Below are 21,524 nucleotides of genomic sequence, written 5' to 3' on the forward strand. Positions count from 1 at the left end.
AAAAAGAGAGGGGGGAAATTAATGGCTAAAATTAAAGTTGTTCATTATATAAATCAATTCTTTGCTGGAATTGGCGGCGAAGAAAAAGCAGATATTAAGCCAGAAATTAGAGAAGAAATTGTTGGACCAGGTATGGCTATAAATACAGGATTTAAAGGAGAGGCTGAAATAGTTGCAACTGTCATCTGTGGTGACAGCTATTTCAACGAAAATGTTGAAGAAGCAAAAGCTGAAATACTAGAGATGGTTAAGAAATATGAACCAGACCTATTCATAGCTGGACCAGCTTTTAATGCTGGAAGATATGGAGTGGCCTGTGGTACAATTGCAGATGCAGTACAAAATGAACTAGGAATCCCTTCTTTAACTGGAATGTATGTTGAAAACCCTGGAGCAGATATGTTCAAGAAGAACGTATATATAGTATCAACCAAGAACTCTGCTGCAGGAATGAGGGATGCTGTTAAGAAAATGGTCCCATTGGCATTGAAATTAGCTAAAGGTGAGGAAGTAAGTACTCCTGAAGAAGAAGGTTATATACCAAGAGGAATTAGGAAGAATTACTTTACCGATAAGAGGGGTTCTCAAAGAGCAGTTGAGATGTTACTCAAGAAACTTAGAGGAGAAGAGTTCGTTACTGAATTCCCAATGCCAGACTTTGACAGGGTTGACCCAAATCCTGCAGTTAAGGATATAACAAAGGCTACTATTGCTATAGTAACATCTGGTGGTATAGTACCAAAAGGAAATCCTGATCACATTGAATCCTCATCAGCCTCCAAATATGGCAAATATGATATAGCAGAATTTGATAATTTAACCAGCAGTACTCATGAAACAGCTCACGGTGGATATGACCCAGTTTATGCAAATGAAGATGCAGACAGGGTTATTCCAGTAGATGTACTAAGAGAAATGGAAAAAGAAGGAAAGATCGGCAAACTTCACAGATACTTCTATACTACTGTAGGTAATGGTACTGCAGTAGCAAATGCTAAAAAGTTTGCTGAGGAAATTGGTAAGGAATTAAAGGAAGACGGAGTGGACGCAGTTATACTAACTTCCACCTGAGGTACCTGTACACGTTGCGGTGCAACGATGGTAAAAGAAATAGAAAGAGCAGGAATACCTGTAGTTCACATGTGTACTGTAGTGCCAATTTCACTTACTGTAGGGGCTAATAGGATTGTACCAACGATTGCTATACCTCACCCACTAGGAAATCCAAGCTTAGATCCTAAAGAAGAAAAGGCTCTAAGAAGAGCTTTAGTTGAAAAAGCATTAAAGGCTTTAACAACCGAAGTAGATGGTCAAACAGTATTTGAAGATTAGTATATAAAACTTAAAATGGGTGATGAAAATCACCCATTTTAAGTATAAAAATAAATATGATATAATTTTTGGAGGTGTAAATATGAATTATCCTGTAGTAAAAGGAACTAGTTATATTTTAGTTCATGCTGAAGATATGGTTATCCATAATGGAACTACCCAAACTACAGAAAGAGTTATAAACCCAGATTCCGAATATCTAAAAAAGTTACCAAACCATTTACGTAGTTTTGAAGAAGCTGTAAACTATTTACCAAACCAAGTTTATATAGGAAACTATAGACCAGACGATTTAAGAAACCACCCTCAACCTTGGTATCAAAATCCATTAAAAGATGCAGAAAGATTTGGTAGATATGGAGAAATAATGCCTGAAGATGAGTTTGTTGGACTTATTAAAATAGCAGATGTGTTCGATTTAGTTAAGTTAACTAAGGAGTTCACTGAAGAAGTGAAGGCAAAATTTGAAGTTCATCCAATACTAAAGGGTAGAGAAGATTTAATATCCAGACTTAAAACTGGAGATGAGCTAGAGGAAATTGAAAAGTTAATAAATGAACAAGGTGCAGAACCTCTAATTACAGGTGGTAAGACTGTAGGCTGTGTAAAGAGGGCCCATGATGTTGATGAAAATCTAAGTGCACATGTTATATTTGAAAATCTAGTATCTAAAGCTTCTGCAATTTTAGCTGGATTAAACCTAATTGCTAAAAATGATTTCAATCCTGATGATGTAGAGTATGTTATAGAGTGTTCAGAAGAAGCTTGTGGAGATATGAATCAAAGGGGTGGAGGAAACTTTGCTAAATCTATAGCTGAATTAGTTGGATTCAAAAATGCAACTGGTTCAGATACTAGAGGATTCTGTGCGGCTCCAACTCATGCTTTGATAGTAGCTTCTTCTTTAGTTAAGTCTGGGGCTTTCAAGAATGTAGTTGTTATAGCTGGTGGTTCTACTGCTAAGTTAGGTATGAATGGAAAGAGCCACGTAGAGAAGGACATGCCAATCCTTGAAGATGTAATTGGTGGCTTTGCAGTTCTTGTATCGGAAAACGATGGTGTAAATCCAATTTTAAGAACTGACTTAATAGGAAGACATACTGTTGGTACAGGTTCTTCACCGCAAGCAGTAATGAGTGCTTTAGTTACTGCACCATTAGAAAAGGGTAACTTAAAGATAACTGATATAGATAGATATTCTGTTGAGATGCAAAATCCAGATGTAACTAAGCCGGCAGGAGCTGGAGACGTGCCAAATGCAAACTACAAGATGATAGGTGCATTGGGTGTAATGAGAAAAGATATTGAAAGAGCACAAATAAATGATTTCATTCTAGAACATGGAATGGAAGGTTGGGCACCAACACAAGGGCATATTCCATCAGGAGTACCTTATGTAGGATTTGCTAGAGAAGATATGTTGGAAGGCAAAATAAATAGAGCCATGATCGTTGGAAAGGGTAGTCTATTCTTAGGAAGAATGACTAATTTATTTGATGGAGTATCTATAGTAATGGAAAGGAATCCAGGCAAGGCAGAAGAAGAAAAAGGTATCTCTGAAGAGGAAGTTAGAAAACTTGTAGCTGAAGCTATGAGAGATTTTGCTTCTCATCTACTTCAGAATTAGAGGTGATAAAATGGCGGAAAAGAATATTAAACAAATGATTGGAAAAGTATTTTCCGATATTGCAGATGCAGTTGAAACTGGTCAATTTGGTGAGAAGGTAAGAGTTGGTTTAACTACCTTGGGAAGTGAACATGGTGTAGATAATTTGGTTAAAGGTGCAGAAATAGCTCAAGAAAGGGATCCATCCATAGAGGTAGTATTAATTGGACCAAAGGTTGATTCAAAATTAACTCAAGTTGTAGTTGATTCGGAAGATGAAGGCTACAAGATAATGGAAGAAATGTTGGATAGTGGCGATCTGGATGCTTGTGTTACAATGCACTATAGTTTCCCAATAGGAGTTTCTACTGTAGGTAGGGTGATAACTCCAGGTAAGGGTAAGGAGATGACCATTGCAACTACTACAGGGACCTCATCACCTCATAGGGTCGAGGCTATGGTTATAAATGGGATTAGTGGTATAATAGCAGCAAAGGCTATGGGGGTTAAAAATCCAACTGTTGGAATATTAAATGTAGATGGTGCAAGACAAGTTGAAAGAGCCTTTAAAGAATTGATCAATAACGGCTATGAAATCAATTTAACTGAGTCCATGAGATCCGATGGTGGATGTGTAATGAGAGGTAATGATTTACTAGCTGGAGTACCAGATGTAATGGTTACCGACACATTAACTGGAAATATATTGATGAAAGTATTTTCATCCTATACAACTGGTGGAAGCTATGAATCCTTAGGCTATGGCTATGGTCCAGGAATTGGTGAAGGATATGAAAGAGTAATATTAATCCTTTCAAGAGCATCAGGAATCCCTGTAGTTGCCAATGCTATTAGTTATGGTGCACGATTAATTAAAGGCAATTTAAAGAAAATAGTTAAAGAAGAATTTGAAAAGGCTAATAAAGCAGGATTGAAGGAGATATTAAAGGGATTAACTAAGGATACTAAGAGAGCTGCAGATGAAGATGAGGAAATAGTAGCACCACCAGCAGAAACTGTGACAGGAACTATTTCCGGTATAGATATAATGGATTTAGAAGATGCTGTAAGAGTTCTATGGAAAGAAGGCATCTATGCAGAATCTGGAATGGGTTGTACAGGCCCCATTGTAATGGTAAATGAGGAAAAACTGGCAAAGGCCATTGAAATATTGTCTAAAGCAGGTTATGTAGCGGATAATTCTAATCCTTGCTAGAAACTCCAAGACTCCAAGTTCTTGGAGTTTCTTAATTTTTATTATATGCTTTATACATTGATAAAAACAGTTTATTATTATATAATATTTATGTTAGCAGCTATTAAATATAAAATCTATTTTTTGTCCCATGTATAGGGTATTTTATATTTAAATAACCTATATATGAGGATATAAAATATTTAAGCTATTACAAAAAAGGGGGAGTTAAAATTGAAAAAAAGATTATTAGCTTTACTGCTAATAGGGATTTTAGTTTTTACTGTTGTTGGGTGTTCAAGTTCTGACACGCCTTCAGAAGTAGAAGGGCCAACAGAAACAGAAGATCAAGGTGAAGCTGAGAATACACCAGCAAGCGAACCAATAAGAATAGCTATGGTAACAGATGAAGGTGGAGTTCATGACCAATCCTTTAACCAATCAGCATGGGAAGGTTTGCAAAGAGCCCAAGAAGAACTAGGAATTGAAGTTTCTTACCAAGAATCTCAACAAGATGCTGATTTTGCGCCTAACTTTGAAACTCTTCTAGATGCTGGAAACGATCTCATTTGGGGTATAGGCTTTAAATTAGCAGATGCTGTATTAGATGCTGCTACAGCTAATCCAGATCAAAAATATGCAATTGTAGACCACTCCTTTGGAGATAATACTCCAGATAACGTAGTAGGTGTTATGTTTAAGGCAGAACAACCCTCCTTCCTAGTAGGATATATTGCTGGAAGGATGACAGAAACTAATAAAGTAGGTTTCGTTGGAGGTATAGCAGGAGACATAATTTGGGGATTCGATTATGGATATCAAGCTGGAGTACAGTATGCAGCACATGAGTTAGGAAAGGAAATAGAAGTGCTTAATCAATATGCTGAATCTTTCTCCGATGTAGCTAAGGGTAAGGCTATTGCTCAGCAGATGTACCAACAAGGTGCAGATATAGTATTCCATGCTGCTGGAGATGTTGGAACAGGAGTAATCGAGGCTGCTAAAGAGCAAGGTAAATGGGCTATAGGAGTAGACAGAGATCAAAATTATCTAGCCCCAGACAATGTATTAACCTCTGCTATGAAACGTGTAGATGTTGGTGTTTATAATGTTGTAAAAGATTTAGTGGAAGGCAAGTTCCCAGGTGGACAAACTATTACTTATGGTTTAGCCGATGGTGGAGCAGTAGATATTGCACCTTCATCAAATAAACACGTACCACAGGAGATATTAGATGCAGTTGAAGAATTAAAGCAAAAGATCATCGATGGAGAAATAGTAGTTCCATATAATGAAGCAACCTACAAAGAATTTATAGATTCATTAAAATAAAAAAGTTTAAGCAGCTCAGGCAATAGGTCTGAGCTGTTTAATACTAGATTAGATAGGAGGAGCCCTGTGAACAATATTGACTATAATACCAAGGTTATCGAAATGAAAAATATAACTAAAAAGTTCGGAGATTTTGTCGCAAACGACAATATAGATTTAGTTGTCCATAAGGGAGAAATTCATGCATTACTAGGCGAAAATGGGGCTGGAAAAACAACCTTGATGAATATCCTCTACGGATTATATCAGCCTACTTCAGGAGAGATATTTATAAATGGTAAGAAAGTAGAGGTATCAAACCCAAATGTAGCGATTGCAAATGGAATAGGCATGGTACATCAACATTTTATGTTGGTGGACAACTTTACCGTAGTGGAAAATATAATATTAGGAATGGAACCAATTGGGAAGTTTGGTGTTGTAGACATCAATAAAGCTAGGAAAGAAGTAGAGGAACTCTCAAGCAAGTATGGCTTGTATGTAGATCCTGATGCAAAAATAGAAGATATATCTGTTGGAATGCAACAAAGGGTAGAAATTCTCAAAGCCCTATACAGAGGAGCAGATATACTTATACTAGATGAACCTACAGCAGTGCTCACACCTCAGGAAATAGAAGAAATAATTGAAATAATGAAGAATTTAACTAAGCAAGGGAAAACGATTATAATAATCACTCACAAATTAAAGGAAATAAAGCAATCTGCTGATTACTGTACCATAATTAGAAGAGGAAAGAAAATTGGTACTGTAAAAGTAGATGATGTGACAGAAGAAGAGTTGGCATCCATGATGGTAGGTAGGGAAATAAGTTTTAAGGTAGATAAAAAGCCTGCAGAAATAGGTGATGTCATCTTAGAAATAGAGGATCTTACCGTTAAGGATAATAGAGGTTTAGATGTCGTAAAGAATCTGTCGCTAAAACTGCACAAAGGTGAGATACTAGGAATTGCAGGTGTAGATGGAAATGGACAATCGGAATTAGTAGAAGCATTGACCGGTCTTAGAAAAGTGGAAAGTGGAAAAGTAATATTACAGGACAAAGATATAACAAATTTAACACCAAAGGAAATAATGGAGAGTGGAATGAGCCACATTCCTGAAGATAGGCAAAAACGAGGTTTAGTTTTAGACTTTACTGTGGCAGAAAATATGATATTAGAAAATTACCATAAAGAACCTTTCTCTAGAAAGGGTAGATTAAATCATAGAAATATCAGTCAGTTTACTGTAGAACTAATGGAGAAATTTGATGTAAGACCAAGAAATGATAAGCTAACTGCAGGAGCCCTGTCTGGTGGGAATCAACAAAAAGTCATCTTAGCAAGGGAAATTACTAATGATCCTGAGGTGTTATTAGCTGTTCAGCCTACAAGGGGGCTAGATGTTGGAGCTATAGAATTTGTCCATAAATATTTAGTGGAACAAAGAGATAAAGGAAAAGCTGTTTTATTAATATCCTTTGAACTAGATGAGGTTTTAGATCTATCTGATAGGATAGCAGTAATCTACGATGGACAAATAGTAGATATAATAGCGGAGAAGGATGCAGATGAAAAAACCATTGGATTCTTAATGGCTGGAGGAGGTGTAGAGGATGAAAGGAAATAAATTTGTGATAACCCTTATATCCATTTTACTAGGATTGGTAATAGGAGGAATTGCTCTATCAATAACCGGTTTTAATCCCATAGAAGCGTATAAGATAATGTTTAAGGGTGTTTTTAGCAACCCTAAGTATATTTCATGGACTATAATAAGGTCTACACCTCTTATACTTACGGGAATTTCTGTATCATTTGCCTTCAAAACGGGACTGTTTAATATTGGAGCTGAAGGTCAGTTTATTTTTGGAAGTTTGGTAGCCACATTGGTAGGTTATTTTTTTCATCTACCTCCAATAATTCATCCCATTGTGGCCTTATTAGCTGGAATTTTAGCTGGAGCCTTATGGGGTGGAATAGCAGGCTTCCTGAAATCTAAATTTGGAATCAATGAGGTTATTACGACAATAATGTTGAACTGGATAGCCTTATATTTTAGTAATTTCATGGTCTTCTGGGAACCTTTCAAAAGACCAAATAGGGATGCTTCAGAAAGGATATTAGATACTGCAAGTATCCAAATTCTAGAGAAGTGGAAAACCTCAGATGCAGGTAAGGCCTTTTTAGCAAACAATACCTTCTTAAAAGACTTTTTAAATCCTCCTGTGAATTTCGGAATTATTATCGCCATATTGGTGGCTATATTGATATGGTATATATTAAAGCACACCACTTTAGGCTATCAATTAAGGGCTGTAGGCTTCAATAAGGATGCAGCTGAATATGGGGGTATCAATATAAAGAGAAATACTATTTTAGCAATGATGATAGCAGGAGCCATTTCTGGCCTATCTGGTGCTACCCAAGTTTTAGGGGTATCCAAGGAAACTGCCATATTAGCAACTATGGAAGGTTATGGATTCGATGGGATGGCAGTAGCTTTAATAGCAAATAGTAATCCACTTGCTTGTATACCAGCAGCTTTGTTATTTGGAGGTTTAAAGTATGGTGGAAGTAAGTTACAACCAACAATGGGAGCACCTATAGAAGTCATTAACATAACCATTGGCGTGATCATAATGTTTATAGCTATGCCAAAGCTTATAAATATTATAGCGGCTTTTAGAAGTAGAAAGAGAGGTGTAGAAATTGAAAATGCTAAGTGATTTGGGAGTGATAATTGGAATTACCTTAATGTATTCAGCACCTTTAATATACACCTCTTTAGGTGGAGTTCTATCTGAAAATGCAGGAGTAGTAAATATAGGCCTAGAAGGTATGATGACTATAGGTGCTTTTGCAGGAGCAACTGTAGCCTATTTTACACAAAATCCTTGGATTGGATTTTTAGCGGCAGGAATTGCGGGCGGACTTTTAGCTCTTCTACATGCTATTGCCTGTGTAACTTTTACAGCAGACCATGTAGTATCAGGGATTGCGATAAATTTTATAGGACCAGGATTATCAATATTCTTAACTAAGATATTTTTTGATGGTGCAGCTATGACTATACCTTTAGATTTAGACAATAAAATACCTAGACCATTAAATGGGTTATTTTCATCTATATCTCCCACAAACCCAACTATGGCGAGAATAGTGGATGCATTAGATTCTATTTTCAACCAATATGCTACAGTATATATTGCACTATTACTAGTCTTAGCTGTATGGTTTTTCTTGTATAAAACTAAATTAGGACTTAGGATACGCTCGGTTGGGGAGCATCCAAGAGCTGCAGATACCCTTGGTATCAACGTTTATAGGATAAAGTATTTAGCTGTAATTCTATCAGGCGTGCTAGCAGGTTTTGGAGGGGCAGCTATGAGCATAGCTGTAATATCGAATTATAGAGCGGCTTTAATATCAGGCCAAGGTTTTATAGCATTAGCAGCTATGATATTTGGGAAATGGAAACCTCAGGGGGCTATGTTGGGCTGTTTGTTATTTGGTGCAGCACAAGGGCTGGTAGTCTACTTAGGCAGTACTAGCTTAAACATATCTTCCCAATTGTTGGCTATGCTACCTTACATTATTACCTTAGTCGTATTAATGGGATTTGTAGGTGAAGCAAGAGGACCTAAAGCCAGTGGTATTCCCTATGAAAAAGAATAAGGTTAGCCCTTTAAGGGCTAATCTTATTTTGTCGATATTTAATTGCTTTTGTATCTAAGCGAATATTCTGGTATAATAGTATTGACAGAATAATATAAATTTATTAATACTATCAAATAGTGGGAGTGAGCTAAATGAAATTGGGTTATAACCTAGCTCTTGAACAAGTACAGAAATTAGTTATGACTCCAGAACTAAGACAAGCTATACAGCTACTGCAATTCAATTGTCAGGAACTTAATGAATATTTAAAACAGCAAATTGAGGAAAATCCTTTATTAGAACCAGATAATATAATTGAAGAATTCGAGAGTATAGACGATTTAAATAGTGAAGGGGAAGAAATAGATTGGAAGGAATTTATTGATAAATATGATGACTTTAGCTATAGGCCAGAAAAGGACAAAAATATTGAAGAATATAACTATGAAAATTTTATCAGTTTTTCACCTTCTCTAAAGGATAATTTATTATTCCAATTAAATGTATCACATTTGGATGATAGGTATAAAAGAATAGGAGAAGTGCTGATAGAAGCCATTGATGATAATGGGTATCTAATGGTAGATATAGAACAGGTAGCTTTAGTCCTAGGGGTCGAAGTTGAAGAAGTGGAAAGCGTTTTATCTTTTATACAAACTTTTGAACCCTTAGGAGTTGGAGCGAGAAATTTAAAGGAGTGTTTATTAATTCAGGTAAGAGCAGGTGGATTAAATAACCCAAATATAGAACTGATAATTGAGAATTATCTAGAAGATATAGCCCATAATAGGTTATTAAAAATAGCAAAGGAATTGAACTTAGATTTAAAGGAAGTACAGGATATTAGCGATTATATTAGGACATTGGAGCCCAAACCCGGGAGGGCTTTTTCTGACAATTCTGACCAGGTAAAATATATAACTCCCGATGTGACAATTGAATACATTGACGGTGAATATGTAATAATTTTAAATGATGTAACTGGTCCTAGGTTAAACATCAATAACTTTTACAAAGAATTGATAAGAAAGGGCAATGACCCAAAAGCGAAAGAATATCTTTCCGAAAAATTAAATGCTGCAATGTGGATTATTAGATGTATTGAACAGAGGCGAGCTACAATATATAATGTGGTAGAATCAATATTGAAATTTCAAAGGGAGTTCTTTGAAAAGGGTGAAAAGGCCTTAAAACCCTTAACATTAAAAGAAGTTGCTGATGATATAAATATGCATGAGTCAACGGTAAGTAGAGCAACTAGTGGAAAATATGTTCAGACTCCAAGAGGATTATTTGAATTAAAGTACTTTTTTTCCAGTAGTCTATCTACTAATAAAGGAGAAGTATCGTCAACTAGTATTAAAGCGGTTATTAAAGAGATTATAGACGGAGAAGATCCAAAAAAACCTTATAGCGATCAGAAAATATCTGATATTTTAAAAAAGAAAGGTATAAATATTTCAAGAAGGACTGTTGCTAAATATAGGGATGAATTAGGAATACCTTCCTCTTCCATAAGAAAAAGATATTGATAGAGCCCCTTAGCATCTTTCAGGATGGTAGAGTTTTATAAGCAGCATGGCGTAAAAACTGTCATTCTGAATAGAGCTAATTATTGGGCTTTTTTGATTTTTTCTTGAAAATTAATAAACATTTGATTATAATATAATTGTATAGAAAAATATTCTATTTTTTTGAAGCAAGCGGGACAAAAAACATATATTAGGGACAAAAAAAGACCCACTAGATTATTTTAATCCTTTTATCATATACTATGGGTGATTTGTTTTTAGAGGTGTTTAAATGGATTTGATTAGATTACTAAAGGGAATAGCTCCAGAGATATCAGATATTCTAGAGATAAGATATAATATTTTGCGCCATGTCTATTATAATCAGCCAATTGGTAGAAGAGGGCTGTCCCAGATACTTAATATTGGTGAAAGAGCTATAAGAACTGAGGTAAATATTTTAAAAGAACTAGGATTATTGAATATAGAAAGTATGGGTATGTATGTAACAGAAGATGGGATAAAAACCTTAGAGAGTTTAAAGGCTGTAATGAGAGAACTAAGAGGAATTACAAATTTAGAAGTAAAATTAAAACAGTTATTAGCCCTAGACAATGTAATTATAGTTCCGGGAGATTCGGATTTAGATCCTTTGGTGTTAAAGGATATGGGAAAATCAGCTTCTTTATGTCTTAGAAGACTAATAGCAGATAATTCAATTATAGGTATTACAGGCGGAACCACTATGGCACAGGTAGCAGAAGAGATGCCGGAAGGAAAAGTTGCAGAAAATGTATTGGTAATTCCAGCTAGAGGAGGCTTAGGCAAGGATGTAGAGACCCAATCAAATAGCATTGCTGCAAAGCTAGCAAAAAAATTACAAGCAAACTATAGACTTCTCCATACTCCTGATAATTTAGATGAAATGACTTTTCAGGCCATATTAAAGGTTACAGATATTAAGGAAGTAATAGAATTGATAAACCAAATGAATATATTAATTTTTGGAATTGGCAGATCTGATGTTATGGCAAGGAGAAGGCAACTACCTGAAACTCTAATTTCTGAGATAATAGAAAAGGGGGCAGTGGGAGAAGCCTTTGGCCATTATTTTGATATTGAAGGTAATGATATATATGAATCATTAACTGTTGGTATCTCTTTGGACAATTTTTATAAAATTCAAAGGGTAATAGGGGTTGCTGGAGGCAAGAATAAAGCTGAGGCAATCATAGCTGTTACTTCATTAAGGAAGGATATTACATTGGTAACCGATGAAGGGGCAGCAAGAAAGGTAATTCAATTGGTTAAAAAAGCTACTTAGTAGCTTACAATATAAATATAATTAAGGAGGAATATTTATGACAATGAAGGTTGGTTTAAGCGGATTTGGAAGAATGGGAAAAGACTTCCTAAGGATTTATGCAGAAGAAAATATAAATGATTTTGAGTTGGTTGCACTAAATGCATCAGGGGATTTAAACATTATAGCCCATTTATTTAAATACGATTCCCTTTATGGCAAATTCAATGGCACAGTGGAAGTAGCGGAGGATGGATTAATTATCAATGGCAAGAAGATTAAGGTAATAGCCCACAGAGACCCATCTGAAATTCCTTGGAAAGAATTAGGAGTAGATTTAGTTATTGATTCAACAGGCGCTTTTAGAGATAGGGATGGACTACAAAAGCATATTGATGCAGGAGCTAAGAAGGTAATTTTAACTGCACCTGGCAAAAATGAAGATATCACCATAGTGATGGGAGTTAATGAAGATAAGTATGACCCAGAAAACCATCATATCATTTCTAATGCATCTTGTACTACAAACTGCCTTGCACCAGTAGCAAAGGTTATACTAAATGAATTTGGTATAAAGAAAGGTTTAATGACAACTATACATGCTTATACTAATGACCAAAGAATCCTAGATAAGAGACATAAGGATTTAAGAAGAGCGAGAGCAGCTGCAGAATCCATGATACCAACTACTACTGGAGCAGCAAAAGCTGTAGCTCTAGTATTGCCAGAACTTAAAGGTAAATTAAATGGATTTGCTGTTAGAGTTCCTGTACCAACAGTTTCTTTAGTAGATGTAGTATTTGAAGTTGAAAGAGAAACAACAGTAGAAGAAGTTAATGCAGCATTGAAAAAGGCTGCAGAAGGTGAATTAAAGGGCATAATGGCATATTCTGAAGAGCCTCTAGTATCCAGAGATTATCAAGGCGATCCACATTCAGCTACAGTAGATGCTCTATCCACTATGGTGATAGGGAATATGGTTAAGGTTGTAGCTTGGTATGACAATGAATGGGGATATGCAAAAAGAGTAGTAGACCTAGCAAAATTAGTAGCAAATAAGTAATGTAGAAAATCTTCACCCATGATTAGTGAAATTACAGAAATTCATTAATCATGGGGAAGACTCCTTTTTATATAAATGTTAAATAATGATCTTAAAGGAGTGATACTATGTTAAATAAAAAGACTATAGAAGATTTACAAGTAGAAGGCAAAAGGGTATTGGTAAGATGTGATTTCAACGTTCCTATGGATGAAAATAGAAATATTACTGATGATAGAAGGATAGTAAGTTCTTTACCAACTATAAAATATTTAATTGATAATAAAGCAAGGGTAATATTGATGTCCCATTTAGGTCGACCAAAAGGAGAGCCCAATCCTAAATACAGTTTGCAACCTGTTGCTAAAAGGCTATCGGAACTACTAGGCAAGGAAGTAATTTTTGCTGAAGAAGATAAAGTTGTAAGCGATAAGGTAGGGGAAATAGTATCCAATATGAAGGATGGAGATGTGGTGCTTTTAGAAAACACCAGATTTAGAAAAGAAGAAGAAAAGAATGAGGAGAGTTTCGCAAAGGAATTGGCTTCCCTTGGAGATATATATGTAAATGATGCTTTTGGAACTTCACATAGGGCCCATACTTCAAATGTAGGTTTATCGAGTCAATTGCCTTCAGCAGTAGGATATCTAGTAGAAAAGGAAATATCCATAATGGGTAAGGCTTTAGAAAATCCAGAAAGGCCTTTTGTTGCTATATTGGGAGGAGCTAAAGTATCTGATAAAATTGGAGTTATAGAGAATTTATTGAACAAGGTAGATGTCATTCTAATCGGAGGAGGAATGGCCTATACCTTCTTAAAGGCTCAAGGTTATGAAATAGGCACTTCAATTTTAGAAGAAGATAAAGTAGATTTGGCTAAAGATTTGTTGAAAAAGGCAGAAGAGAAAAAAGTGAAGTTGTTATTGCCTGTGGATGTAGTTGTAGCCGAAGAATTCAAAAATGATACAGTGTTTAAGACTGTAAAAATAGACAGTATTCCAGAGAACATGATGGGATTAGATATAGGAGAAGAGACTGTTAAACTATTCTCAAAAGAGATTAAAGAAGCAAGGACTGTAGTTTGGAATGGACCAATGGGCGTGTTTGAAATGGAAAACTTCAAGAAAGGAACAGATGCAATAGCTAAGGCATTAGCAGAAACAGAGGCTATAACTATTGTTGGTGGTGGAGATAGTGCTTCAGCTGTTGAAAAAGCAGGTTATGCTGATAAGATTACCCATATCTCAACAGGTGGTGGAGCTTCTTTAGAATTTTTAGAAGGAAAAGTATTACCTGGAATTGATGCTATTGATGATAAATAAGGAGGTAAAATAATGCGGGTTCCTATAATTGCAGGGAACTGGAAGATGAACAATACCATATCAGAATCCCTTGCATTGATAGAGGCTATATTAAATAGTAAGTTAAGTGCAGAAGTAGAAAAAGTAGTAGCAGTTCCCTTTACCAGTTTAATGGAAGTAAAAAAAGCTTTAAAAGGAACGGACATTAAAGTGGCAGCTCAAAATATGCATTGGGAAGATAATGGAGCTTATACTGGCGAAGTGTCTCCGTTGATGTTAAAGGAGATAGGAGTAGACTATTGTATTATAGGGCATTCGGAGAGAAGGCAATACTTTTGTGAATCAGATGAAACGGTAAACAAAAAAGTAAAGTCTGCGTTAAAACATGGTATTAAACCTATATTGTGTGTGGGCGAAACATTAGAAGAAAGAGAAGAAGGTAAGGAAGAAGAGGTAGTTAAAAGGCAACTCCTTAAGGCATTAGAAGATGTTGCAAAGAAAGATATAGGAAACGTTGTTATTGCCTATGAACCTGTATGGGCTATAGGCACTGGCAAAACTGCCTCATCCGAGGATGCTAATAATATGTGTGGATTTATTAGAAAAGTTGTAGGAGAGAAATATGAAGAAGAAATTAAGGAAGTTCTCAGAATCCAATATGGTGGAAGTGTAAAGCCCAGCAATATAAAAGAACTTATGGCAAAGGAAGAAATAGATGGAGCTTTAGTAGGAGGAGCTAGTCTTATTGCAGAGGATTTTGTTAAAATTGTAAATTACTAGATGGGGGATGTAAATATGAATAAAAAGCCAGTAATGTTAATAGTATTAGATGGCTGGGGGCTTGGAGATGAGTATGAAGGCAATGCAATATATCTAGCTAAAACACCTAATTTCGATAGATTGTTAAAAGAGTACCCAAATACCAGATTAAGTGCTAGTGGTTTAGCTGTAGGATTGCCAGAAGGTCAGATGGGAAATTCAGAAGTGGGGCACCTAAATATTGGTTCTGGTAGGATCATATACCAAGAATTAACCAAAATAACCAAGTCCATTGAAGATGGAAGTTTCTTTGCAAAAGAAGAATTCTTATCGGCCATTGACAATGCAAAGAAAAACGGTTCTAAGCTCCATATTATGGGCTTAGTATCAGATGGAGGTGTCCACAGCCATAATACCCATCTATATGCTTTATTGGAACTATGTAAACGAGAAGGTTTTGGAGACGTATATATTCATGCCTTTTTAGATGGTAGAGATGTGCCTCCTACTATTGGGAAGCAACATTTAACAGAATTAAAAGAAGAGATAGATAGAATTGGAGTAGGAAAGATTGCAACTGTATCTGGAAGATACTATGCAATGGACAGGGATAAAAGATGGGAAAGGACAAAGCTTGCCTATGATGCAATGGTATTAGGATTAGGCAAGAATGATACTTGCCCCATAGAAGCAGTAGAAAAATCCTATAATGAGGGTATAAATGATGAATTCGTAATTCCTACTGTAATTCTAGAAAATGGGAAACCTATGGCTACTATAGATAATGGAGATTCAATAATATTTTTCAACTTTAGGCCAGACAGGGCTCGTCAAATTACAAGAGCCATAGTTGATGAGGATTTTGATGGTTTTAATAGGGACAAAAGGGTGGATACTTTCTTTGTGACCATGACAGAATATGATAAGACTATAAAAAATGTAAATGTTGTATTCAAAACAGAAAAACCAGAAAATACATTAGGTGAATACGTAAGTAACCTAAGTCTTAATCAATTGAGAATAGCAGAAACCGAAAAGTATGCCCATGTAACCTTTTTCTTTAATGGTGGCAGAGAGGAACCCTACAAGAATGAAGATAGGGTTTTAATCCCTTCGCCAAAGGTAGCCACCTATGATTTAAAACCAGAAATGAGTGCTATCGAGGTAAAAGATGAAGTATTAAATAGGTTGAAAATGGATAAGTACGATTTGATCATATTGAATTTTGCAAATCCTGATATGGTTGGGCATACAGGGGTAGTAGAAGCAGCAATTAAGGCGGTAGAGACTGTTGATTCCTGCTTGGGTGAAATAGTAGACTTGTTGCTTGAAATAGGCGGTAAGGCCATAATTACCGCAGACCATGGAAACGCAGAAATGATGAAGGATAAGAGTAATGGAAAACCAATAACTGCCCATACTACTAATATGGTCCCGTTGATTCTAGTAGGGGATAAGAATATGAGCTTAAGAGAAGGAATATTAGCAGATATAGCACCAACCATACTAGACCTAATGGGCTTGGAAAAGCCAGAGGAAATGACTGGCGAAAGTCTTATAATTAAGAATTAATAACTTAACCTAACTTAATGTAATGAATATGGATAAAGTAAATAACCAGTTGGTTGCATACTAAGCAATTGACAATGAACTTAAGCAATTTACAACTCATATTGCACAGTTCACAATTTTCTATTGCCTAGTTTCTGGGATTTTAAGAAGATACTTAGTTTTTACCAAAATTCCAAGAGCTAGACCCAATCAATCGTGAATTGTGCATCGATAAAAGAAGGAGGTATATAAGATGAGCATGATTACAGATGTATACGCAAGAGAAGTACTCGATTCAAGGGGAAACCCTACAGTAGAAGTGGAAGTTTGGACAGAGTTTGGGGCTCATGGTAGAGCTTTAGTACCATCAGGTGCAAGTACTGGTGCCTTTGAAGCTGTGGAATTAAGAGATGGAGATAAAGAAAGATATTTAGGCAAAGGTGTTATGAAAGCTGTTGATAATGTTAACAATATAATTGCCGAGGAAATAATTGGAATGGATGTATTTGATCAAGTGGGAATAGACAAACTTTTGATAGAATTAGATGGAACAGAGAATAAAGGTAAATTAGGAGCTAATGCTATACTAGGAGTTTCTCTTGCTGTAGCAAGAGCTGCTGCTGAGGAGTTAGGAATTCCACTATATAAATATATTGGTGGAGTAAATGCTAAAGTACTTCCAGTTCCTATGATGAACATATTAAATGGTGGAAAACACGCTGACAATAATGTAGATATTCAAGAATTTATGGTTATGCCCGTAGGAGCAGTAAACTTTAGAGAAGCATTAAGAATGGGAGCAGAAATATTCCACAGTCTACGTTCTGTGTTAAAGGGCAAGGGATTAAATACTGCCGTAGGCGATGAAGGAGGATTTGCTCCAAACCTATCCAGCAATGAAGAAGCCTTAAAAACTATAGTAGAAGCTATCGAAAAAGCAGGATATAAACCAGGAGAAGATGTATACTTAGCACTAGATGTAGCAGCTACTGAGATATATGATGAAGAGAAGAAAATTTATAAACTTGCAGGCGAAGGCAGAGAACTAAATGTTGATGAGATGATTGACTATTACGGAGAATTGGTCAGAAAATATCCAATTATATCTATAGAAGATGGATTAGCTGAAGACGATTGGGAAGGTTGGAAAAAATTAACTGAAAGATTAGGAAATAAAATCCAATTGGTTGGTGACGACTTATTTGTAACCAATACAAAACGTCTAGAAAAAGGAATTGAAATGGGAGTATCTAATTCAGTACTAATAAAGCTAAATCAAATAGGTACATTAACTGAAACTTTAAACACAATTGAAATGGCTAAAGTTCATGGTTATACTGCTGTAGTATCCCATAGGTCTGGAGAAACAGAAGATACTACAATAGCAGATTTAGTAGTTGCTACAAATGCAGGTCAAATTAAGACAGGAGCTCCTTCTAGAACGGATAGGGTAGCAAAATATAATCAATTATTAAGGATAGAAGACGTACTTGGAGAAGTTAGTGAGTACAGAGGAAAGGAAGCATTCTATAACATAAAGAAATAGTAAGGTGTTTAACCTTACTATTTCTTTTGCTAATGGTGGTAAGTATTAAAGCTATTGATTTTATATAGTCTCTATGTTAAAATATTCTTGTTTATGGCAATGATATAATATATACCTAAATATCTTGTAGGAGGTGCAATGGATGACTATTTTTTTCTCAGTAATATTTCTAATATCTAGTATTACGTTAATCGTGTCCGTATTAATGCAAGAAAGCAAATCTGAAGGATTGGGAACTTTATCCGGTGGAGGCCAGAACGCTTTTGGAAAATCTAGATTTAGAACCCTTGAAGCTATGCTTAAAAAGATAACTACAGTTTCTGCAATTGTGTTTATGATATCAGCATTGGCATTAGCTATTATTTAATAATAATGGGAGGTATGATTAAATGGATTTAGTACTAATAGCCGCTCCAATCACAGGTGTAATAGCCCTTATTTTTGCAATGTATAAAGCTAAATATGTTGAAGGTGCCAATCCAGGAAACGATAGAATGAGGGAAATAGCTTCGTATATAGAAGAGGGAGCAATGGCTTTTTTGAAAAGAGAATATAGGGCTGTAGCCGTATTTATGGCAGTATTTTTTGTAGTATTAACCTTTGCCATCGATTGGCAAACGGCAGTTTGCTTCGTAATAGGTGGTATATTTTCATTAGCTGCTGGATTTAGTGGAATGAAAGTTGCTACTAAAGCAAATGTTAGGACTGCAAATGCCGCGAAAGAAGAGGGCATGACTAAAGCATTAAATATAGCCTTTTCTGGTGGCTCTGTAATGGGAATGAGCGTAGTAGGATTAGGATTATTAGGAATTGGTGCATTATACATAATTTTTGAAAATGCATCAATAGTTACTGGATTTAGTTTAGGGGCTTCATCTGTAGCGTTATTTGCACGTGTTGGTGGAGGTATTTATACTAAAGCTGCTGACGTAGGAGCAGATTTAGTTGGTAAGGTAGAAGCAGGTATCCCTGAAGATGACCCAAGAAACCCTGCGGTTATAGCTGATAACGTAGGAGATAACGTTGGAGACGTTGCAGGAATGGGTGCTGACTTGTTTGAATCCTATGTAGGTGCTATAATTTCTGCTATTACATTAGGATTAGTAGCTTTTGGAGAAGCAGGAGTAAAATACGCGTTTGCATTATCAGCAGTAGGTATAATAGCATCCATAATAGGAGTTTATTTTGTAAGAGGAGATAAAGACCCGCAGAAAGCGTTAAATAACGGAACCTTAGTAAGTTCTGTAATAACAATAATTGCAGCATTTGTATTGAGTAGAGTATTATTAGGTTCATTAAGACCTTTTGTTTCTATTTTATCCGGACTAGTTGTAGGTTTAATAATTGGTAGAGTTACAGAATACTATACTTCTGCTGATTACAAACCAGTTAAGAAGATTGCTAAGGAGTCAGAAACTGGTTCAAGTACAAATATAATCGGTGGATTATCTGTAGGTATGATGTCAACAGGTATACCTATAGTAATCATATGTATAGGAATTATAGTTTCCTTTGTGGCTTTAAGTGGAGGATTAAATGGTGATATAGATATTACTGGAGGATTATATGGTATTGCTTTGGCTGCAGTAGGAATGCTTTCTACAACAGGAATGACTATAGCAGTAGATGCTTATGGTCCGATATCGGATAATGCTGGCGGAATTGCTGAAATGTGTGATTTACCAGAGGAAGTAAGGGAAGTTACAGATAAATTGGATGCTGTTGGTAATACTACAGCAGCTGTAGGTAAAGGATTTGCTATAGGTTCTGCAGCATTAACTGCTTTATCCTTATTCTCATCTTATACACAAGCAGTGAATTTAAGTGGAATAGAATTAACCAAACCAACTGTAATAGTAGGTCTATTTATTGGAGGAGTGTTGCCATTTATATTCTCAGCTATGACAATGGACGCAGTTGGAAAAGCTGCTAATGACATGATCGAAGAAGTTAGAAGACAATTTAGAGAGATTCCAGGAATAATGGAAGGCAAAGCAACCCCTGAATATGGAACATGTGTTGATATAAGCACAAAAGCAGCTTTAAGGGAAATGATTGTTCCAGGTGTTATGGCTGTGGTAGTGCCTCTAATAGTTGGGTTATTATTAGGGGCAGAAGCTTTAGGTGGCCTGTTAGCAGGCTCCTTAGTAACTGGTGTATTAATGGCTATATTCATGGCAAACTCAGGAGGAGCTTGGGATAATGCTAAAAAATATATAGAAGAGGGACATCATGGTGGTAAAGGCAGTGAAGCTCATAAAGCAGCAGTAGTTGGAGATACGGTAGGGGACCCATTCAAGGATACTTCTGGACCTTCATTGAATATATTAATAAAACTAATGACAGTTGTTGCTTTGACATTTGCACCTCTATTATAATTATCAAGCATATGTTTCTATTTTCTAAATATGGCGCAGGAAGTATGGCTGAATAAAAAACAAAGTTTTATAATTACAGGACACAGACAGTGTCCTGTATTATTTTGATTCAAAAGCTATAGGGAGATATGGTATAATCTTATAGAGCTCATATGTGTAGGTATAAAATAATGATAGAATTTGTTATATTCATATGAGGTTAGTTAATAATATTTATAAAAGGAGAAGTATTGAGTGTGAAAAGGGTAGATTGTTATGATAGTAGAAATTGATGGAATTAAAATCAATTATATTTGTGAAGGACAAGGAAAGGATATATTAGTATTACATGGTTGGGGTGCTAATATAAGCACGGTTTTGCCTATAATAAACCTATTAAAACCTTATTTTAGAGTATATGCAGTAGACTTACCTGGCTTTGGGGAAAGTGACAAACCAAAGGAAGTTTTTGGTTCTGAAGACTATGCTAGGATTTTGAAGGAATTTATAGATAAAATGGGAGTTAAAAAGATAGTTTTAATAGGCCATTCCTTTGGAGGAAAACTCTCTATATTATTGGGAATCAAGTATCCGGAAATTATAGACAAGATTGTGTTAATAAACAGTGCTGGATTAGTGCCCAAAAGAGGACTTAAGTATTATATTAAGGTATATGGCTTTAAAACTTTAAAATTTCTATATAATATCATTTTTTTCTGGGCAAACAAGGAAGAAAAGAGAGAAAAATTCTACAAAAGGTTTGGTTCAACGGATTATAGGGAAGCAGATGGGATAATGAGAAAAATACTAGTTAGAGTTGTCAATGAAGACTTTAAAGAGATTTTAAAAGAAATAAAATCACCCACATTATTGATATGGGGAGATAAGGATACAGCTACACCACTATATATGGGGAAGATAATGGAAAGTCAGATTCCTGATAGCGGATTAGTAATATTAGAGGGTGCAGGTCATTATTCTTACTTAGATGATTTTAACCGATTTGCTATTATACTGAAGACTTTTTTATTAAATTAGTTCCTAACGT

General features: G+C 35.6%; 17 protein-coding genes. All 17 read left to right on the forward strand.

The window, feature by feature from the left end; all coding sequences use genetic code 11:
* The first annotated feature begins 21 nt into the window (after positions 1-21).
* The 17 genes from grdB to BLV68_RS09460 all read left to right on the forward strand — a co-directional run bounded on the left by grdB (position 22) and on the right by BLV68_RS09460 (position 21,514).
* Entirely contained in the window at positions 22-1,332 is a 1,311-nt protein-coding gene (gene grdB / locus BLV68_RS09380) for a glycine reductase complex selenoprotein B (RefSeq protein WP_093753160.1), read from the forward strand.
* Between the two features lie 82 nt (positions 1,333-1,414).
* Positions 1,415-2,959 carry a glycine/sarcosine/betaine reductase complex component C subunit beta gene (grdC, locus tag BLV68_RS09385; RefSeq protein ID WP_093753162.1) on the forward strand — a complete coding sequence of 515 codons (1,545 nt, stop codon included), beginning with the start codon at positions 1,415-1,417 and terminating at the stop codon, positions 2,957-2,959.
* Between the two features lie 10 nt (positions 2,960-2,969).
* Positions 2,970-4,154, forward strand: a complete 1,185-nt coding sequence (gene grdD / locus BLV68_RS09390) for a glycine/sarcosine/betaine reductase complex component C subunit alpha (RefSeq protein WP_093753164.1) — start codon at positions 2,970-2,972, stop codon at positions 4,152-4,154.
* 213 nt (positions 4,155-4,367) lie between these two features.
* The gene (locus BLV68_RS09395) at positions 4,368-5,465 is read left to right on the forward strand and encodes a BMP family lipoprotein (protein ID WP_200773738.1); all 1,098 of its coding nucleotides are present in this window, start codon (positions 4,368-4,370) and stop codon (positions 5,463-5,465) included.
* A 102-nt stretch (positions 5,466-5,567) separates the two neighbouring features.
* Positions 5,568-7,076 (forward strand): ABC transporter ATP-binding protein, encoded by a 1,509-nt coding sequence (locus BLV68_RS09400; RefSeq protein WP_093753340.1) that lies wholly within the window; start codon positions 5,568-5,570, stop codon positions 7,074-7,076.
* Positions 7,063-8,175, forward strand: a complete 1,113-nt coding sequence (locus BLV68_RS09405) for an ABC transporter permease (protein WP_093753166.1) — start codon at positions 7,063-7,065, stop codon at positions 8,173-8,175. Before BLV68_RS09400 ends, BLV68_RS09405 begins: the two co-directional genes overlap by 14 nt.
* Positions 8,165-9,124 carry an ABC transporter permease gene (locus BLV68_RS09410; RefSeq protein WP_093753338.1) on the forward strand — a complete coding sequence of 320 codons (960 nt, stop codon included), beginning with the start codon at positions 8,165-8,167 and terminating at the stop codon, positions 9,122-9,124. The genes BLV68_RS09405 and BLV68_RS09410 overlap by 11 nt, the downstream gene beginning before the upstream one ends.
* A gap of 134 nt (positions 9,125-9,258) precedes the next feature.
* Positions 9,259-10,638, forward strand: coding sequence for an RNA polymerase factor sigma-54 (gene rpoN, locus BLV68_RS09415; protein ID WP_093753168.1), 1,380 nt, complete (start codon positions 9,259-9,261; stop codon positions 10,636-10,638).
* Between the two features lie 271 nt (positions 10,639-10,909).
* On the forward strand, positions 10,910-11,941 hold the full coding sequence (locus tag BLV68_RS09420; RefSeq protein ID WP_093753170.1) for a sugar-binding transcriptional regulator: 1,032 nt from the start codon (positions 10,910-10,912) through the stop codon (positions 11,939-11,941).
* A 37-nt stretch (positions 11,942-11,978) separates the two neighbouring features.
* Positions 11,979-12,983, forward strand: a complete 1,005-nt coding sequence (gene gap, locus BLV68_RS09425) for a type I glyceraldehyde-3-phosphate dehydrogenase (protein WP_093753172.1) — start codon at positions 11,979-11,981, stop codon at positions 12,981-12,983.
* Positions 12,984-13,090: 107 nt separating this feature from the next.
* The gene (locus BLV68_RS09430; protein WP_093753174.1) at positions 13,091-14,284 is read left to right on the forward strand and encodes a phosphoglycerate kinase; all 1,194 of its coding nucleotides are present in this window, start codon (positions 13,091-13,093) and stop codon (positions 14,282-14,284) included.
* A 12-nt stretch (positions 14,285-14,296) separates the two neighbouring features.
* Positions 14,297-15,043, forward strand: coding sequence for a triose-phosphate isomerase (tpiA, locus tag BLV68_RS09435; RefSeq protein WP_093753176.1), 747 nt, complete (start codon positions 14,297-14,299; stop codon positions 15,041-15,043).
* Between the two features lie 15 nt (positions 15,044-15,058).
* Positions 15,059-16,594, forward strand: a complete 1,536-nt coding sequence (gpmI, locus tag BLV68_RS09440; protein ID WP_093753178.1) for a 2,3-bisphosphoglycerate-independent phosphoglycerate mutase — start codon at positions 15,059-15,061, stop codon at positions 16,592-16,594.
* Positions 16,595-16,826: 232 nt separating this feature from the next.
* Complete coding sequence (gene eno / locus BLV68_RS09445; RefSeq protein WP_093753180.1) at positions 16,827-18,119, forward strand: phosphopyruvate hydratase; 1,293 nt, start codon at positions 16,827-16,829, stop codon at positions 18,117-18,119.
* A gap of 142 nt (positions 18,120-18,261) precedes the next feature.
* Positions 18,262-18,486, forward strand: coding sequence for a preprotein translocase subunit SecG (gene secG / locus BLV68_RS09450; protein ID WP_093753182.1), 225 nt, complete (start codon positions 18,262-18,264; stop codon positions 18,484-18,486).
* 22 nt (positions 18,487-18,508) lie between these two features.
* Complete coding sequence (locus BLV68_RS09455) at positions 18,509-20,497, forward strand: sodium-translocating pyrophosphatase (protein ID WP_093753184.1); 1,989 nt, start codon at positions 18,509-18,511, stop codon at positions 20,495-20,497.
* A gap of 255 nt (positions 20,498-20,752) precedes the next feature.
* Positions 20,753-21,514: an alpha/beta fold hydrolase gene (locus BLV68_RS09460; RefSeq protein ID WP_093753186.1), complete on the forward strand. Its 762-nt coding sequence runs from the start codon at positions 20,753-20,755 to the stop codon at positions 21,512-21,514.
* The last annotated feature ends 10 nt before the right edge of the window (positions 21,515-21,524 follow it).

The sequence above is a fragment of the Tepidimicrobium xylanilyticum genome, from assembly GCF_900106765.1.
Lineage (GTDB): Bacteria > Bacillota > Clostridia > Tissierellales > Tepidimicrobiaceae > Tepidimicrobium > Tepidimicrobium xylanilyticum.

What these genes read in the sequence shown, in the direction of transcription:
- BLV68_RS09400 (WP_093753340.1), top strand. Translation starts at nt 5,568, where the DNA reads ATGAAAAATATAACTAAAAAGTTCGGAGATTTTGTCGCAAACGACAAT.
- BLV68_RS09430 (WP_093753174.1), top strand. Translation starts at nt 13,091, where the DNA reads ATGTTAAATAAAAAGACTATAGAAGATTTACAAGTAGAAGGCAAAAGG.
- tpiA (WP_093753176.1), top strand. Translation starts at nt 14,297, where the DNA reads ATGCGGGTTCCTATAATTGCAGGGAACTGGAAGATGAACAATACCATA.
- grdC (WP_093753162.1), top strand. Translation starts at nt 1,415, where the DNA reads ATGAATTATCCTGTAGTAAAAGGAACTAGTTATATTTTAGTTCATGCT.
- BLV68_RS09455 (WP_093753184.1), top strand. Translation starts at nt 18,509, where the DNA reads ATGGATTTAGTACTAATAGCCGCTCCAATCACAGGTGTAATAGCCCTT.
- BLV68_RS09420 (WP_093753170.1), top strand. Translation starts at nt 10,910, where the DNA reads ATGGATTTGATTAGATTACTAAAGGGAATAGCTCCAGAGATATCAGAT.
- BLV68_RS09405 (WP_093753166.1), top strand. Translation starts at nt 7,063, where the DNA reads ATGAAAGGAAATAAATTTGTGATAACCCTTATATCCATTTTACTAGGA.
- secG (WP_093753182.1), top strand. Translation starts at nt 18,262, where the DNA reads ATGACTATTTTTTTCTCAGTAATATTTCTAATATCTAGTATTACGTTA.
- gap (WP_093753172.1), top strand. Translation starts at nt 11,979, where the DNA reads ATGACAATGAAGGTTGGTTTAAGCGGATTTGGAAGAATGGGAAAAGAC.
- grdD (WP_093753164.1), top strand. Translation starts at nt 2,970, where the DNA reads ATGGCGGAAAAGAATATTAAACAAATGATTGGAAAAGTATTTTCCGAT.
- BLV68_RS09460 (WP_093753186.1), top strand. Translation starts at nt 20,753, where the DNA reads ATGATAGTAGAAATTGATGGAATTAAAATCAATTATATTTGTGAAGGA.
- BLV68_RS09410 (WP_093753338.1), top strand. Translation starts at nt 8,165, where the DNA reads ATGCTAAGTGATTTGGGAGTGATAATTGGAATTACCTTAATGTATTCA.
- gpmI (WP_093753178.1), top strand. Translation starts at nt 15,059, where the DNA reads ATGAATAAAAAGCCAGTAATGTTAATAGTATTAGATGGCTGGGGGCTT.
- rpoN (WP_093753168.1), top strand. Translation starts at nt 9,259, where the DNA reads ATGAAATTGGGTTATAACCTAGCTCTTGAACAAGTACAGAAATTAGTT.
- eno (WP_093753180.1), top strand. Translation starts at nt 16,827, where the DNA reads ATGAGCATGATTACAGATGTATACGCAAGAGAAGTACTCGATTCAAGG.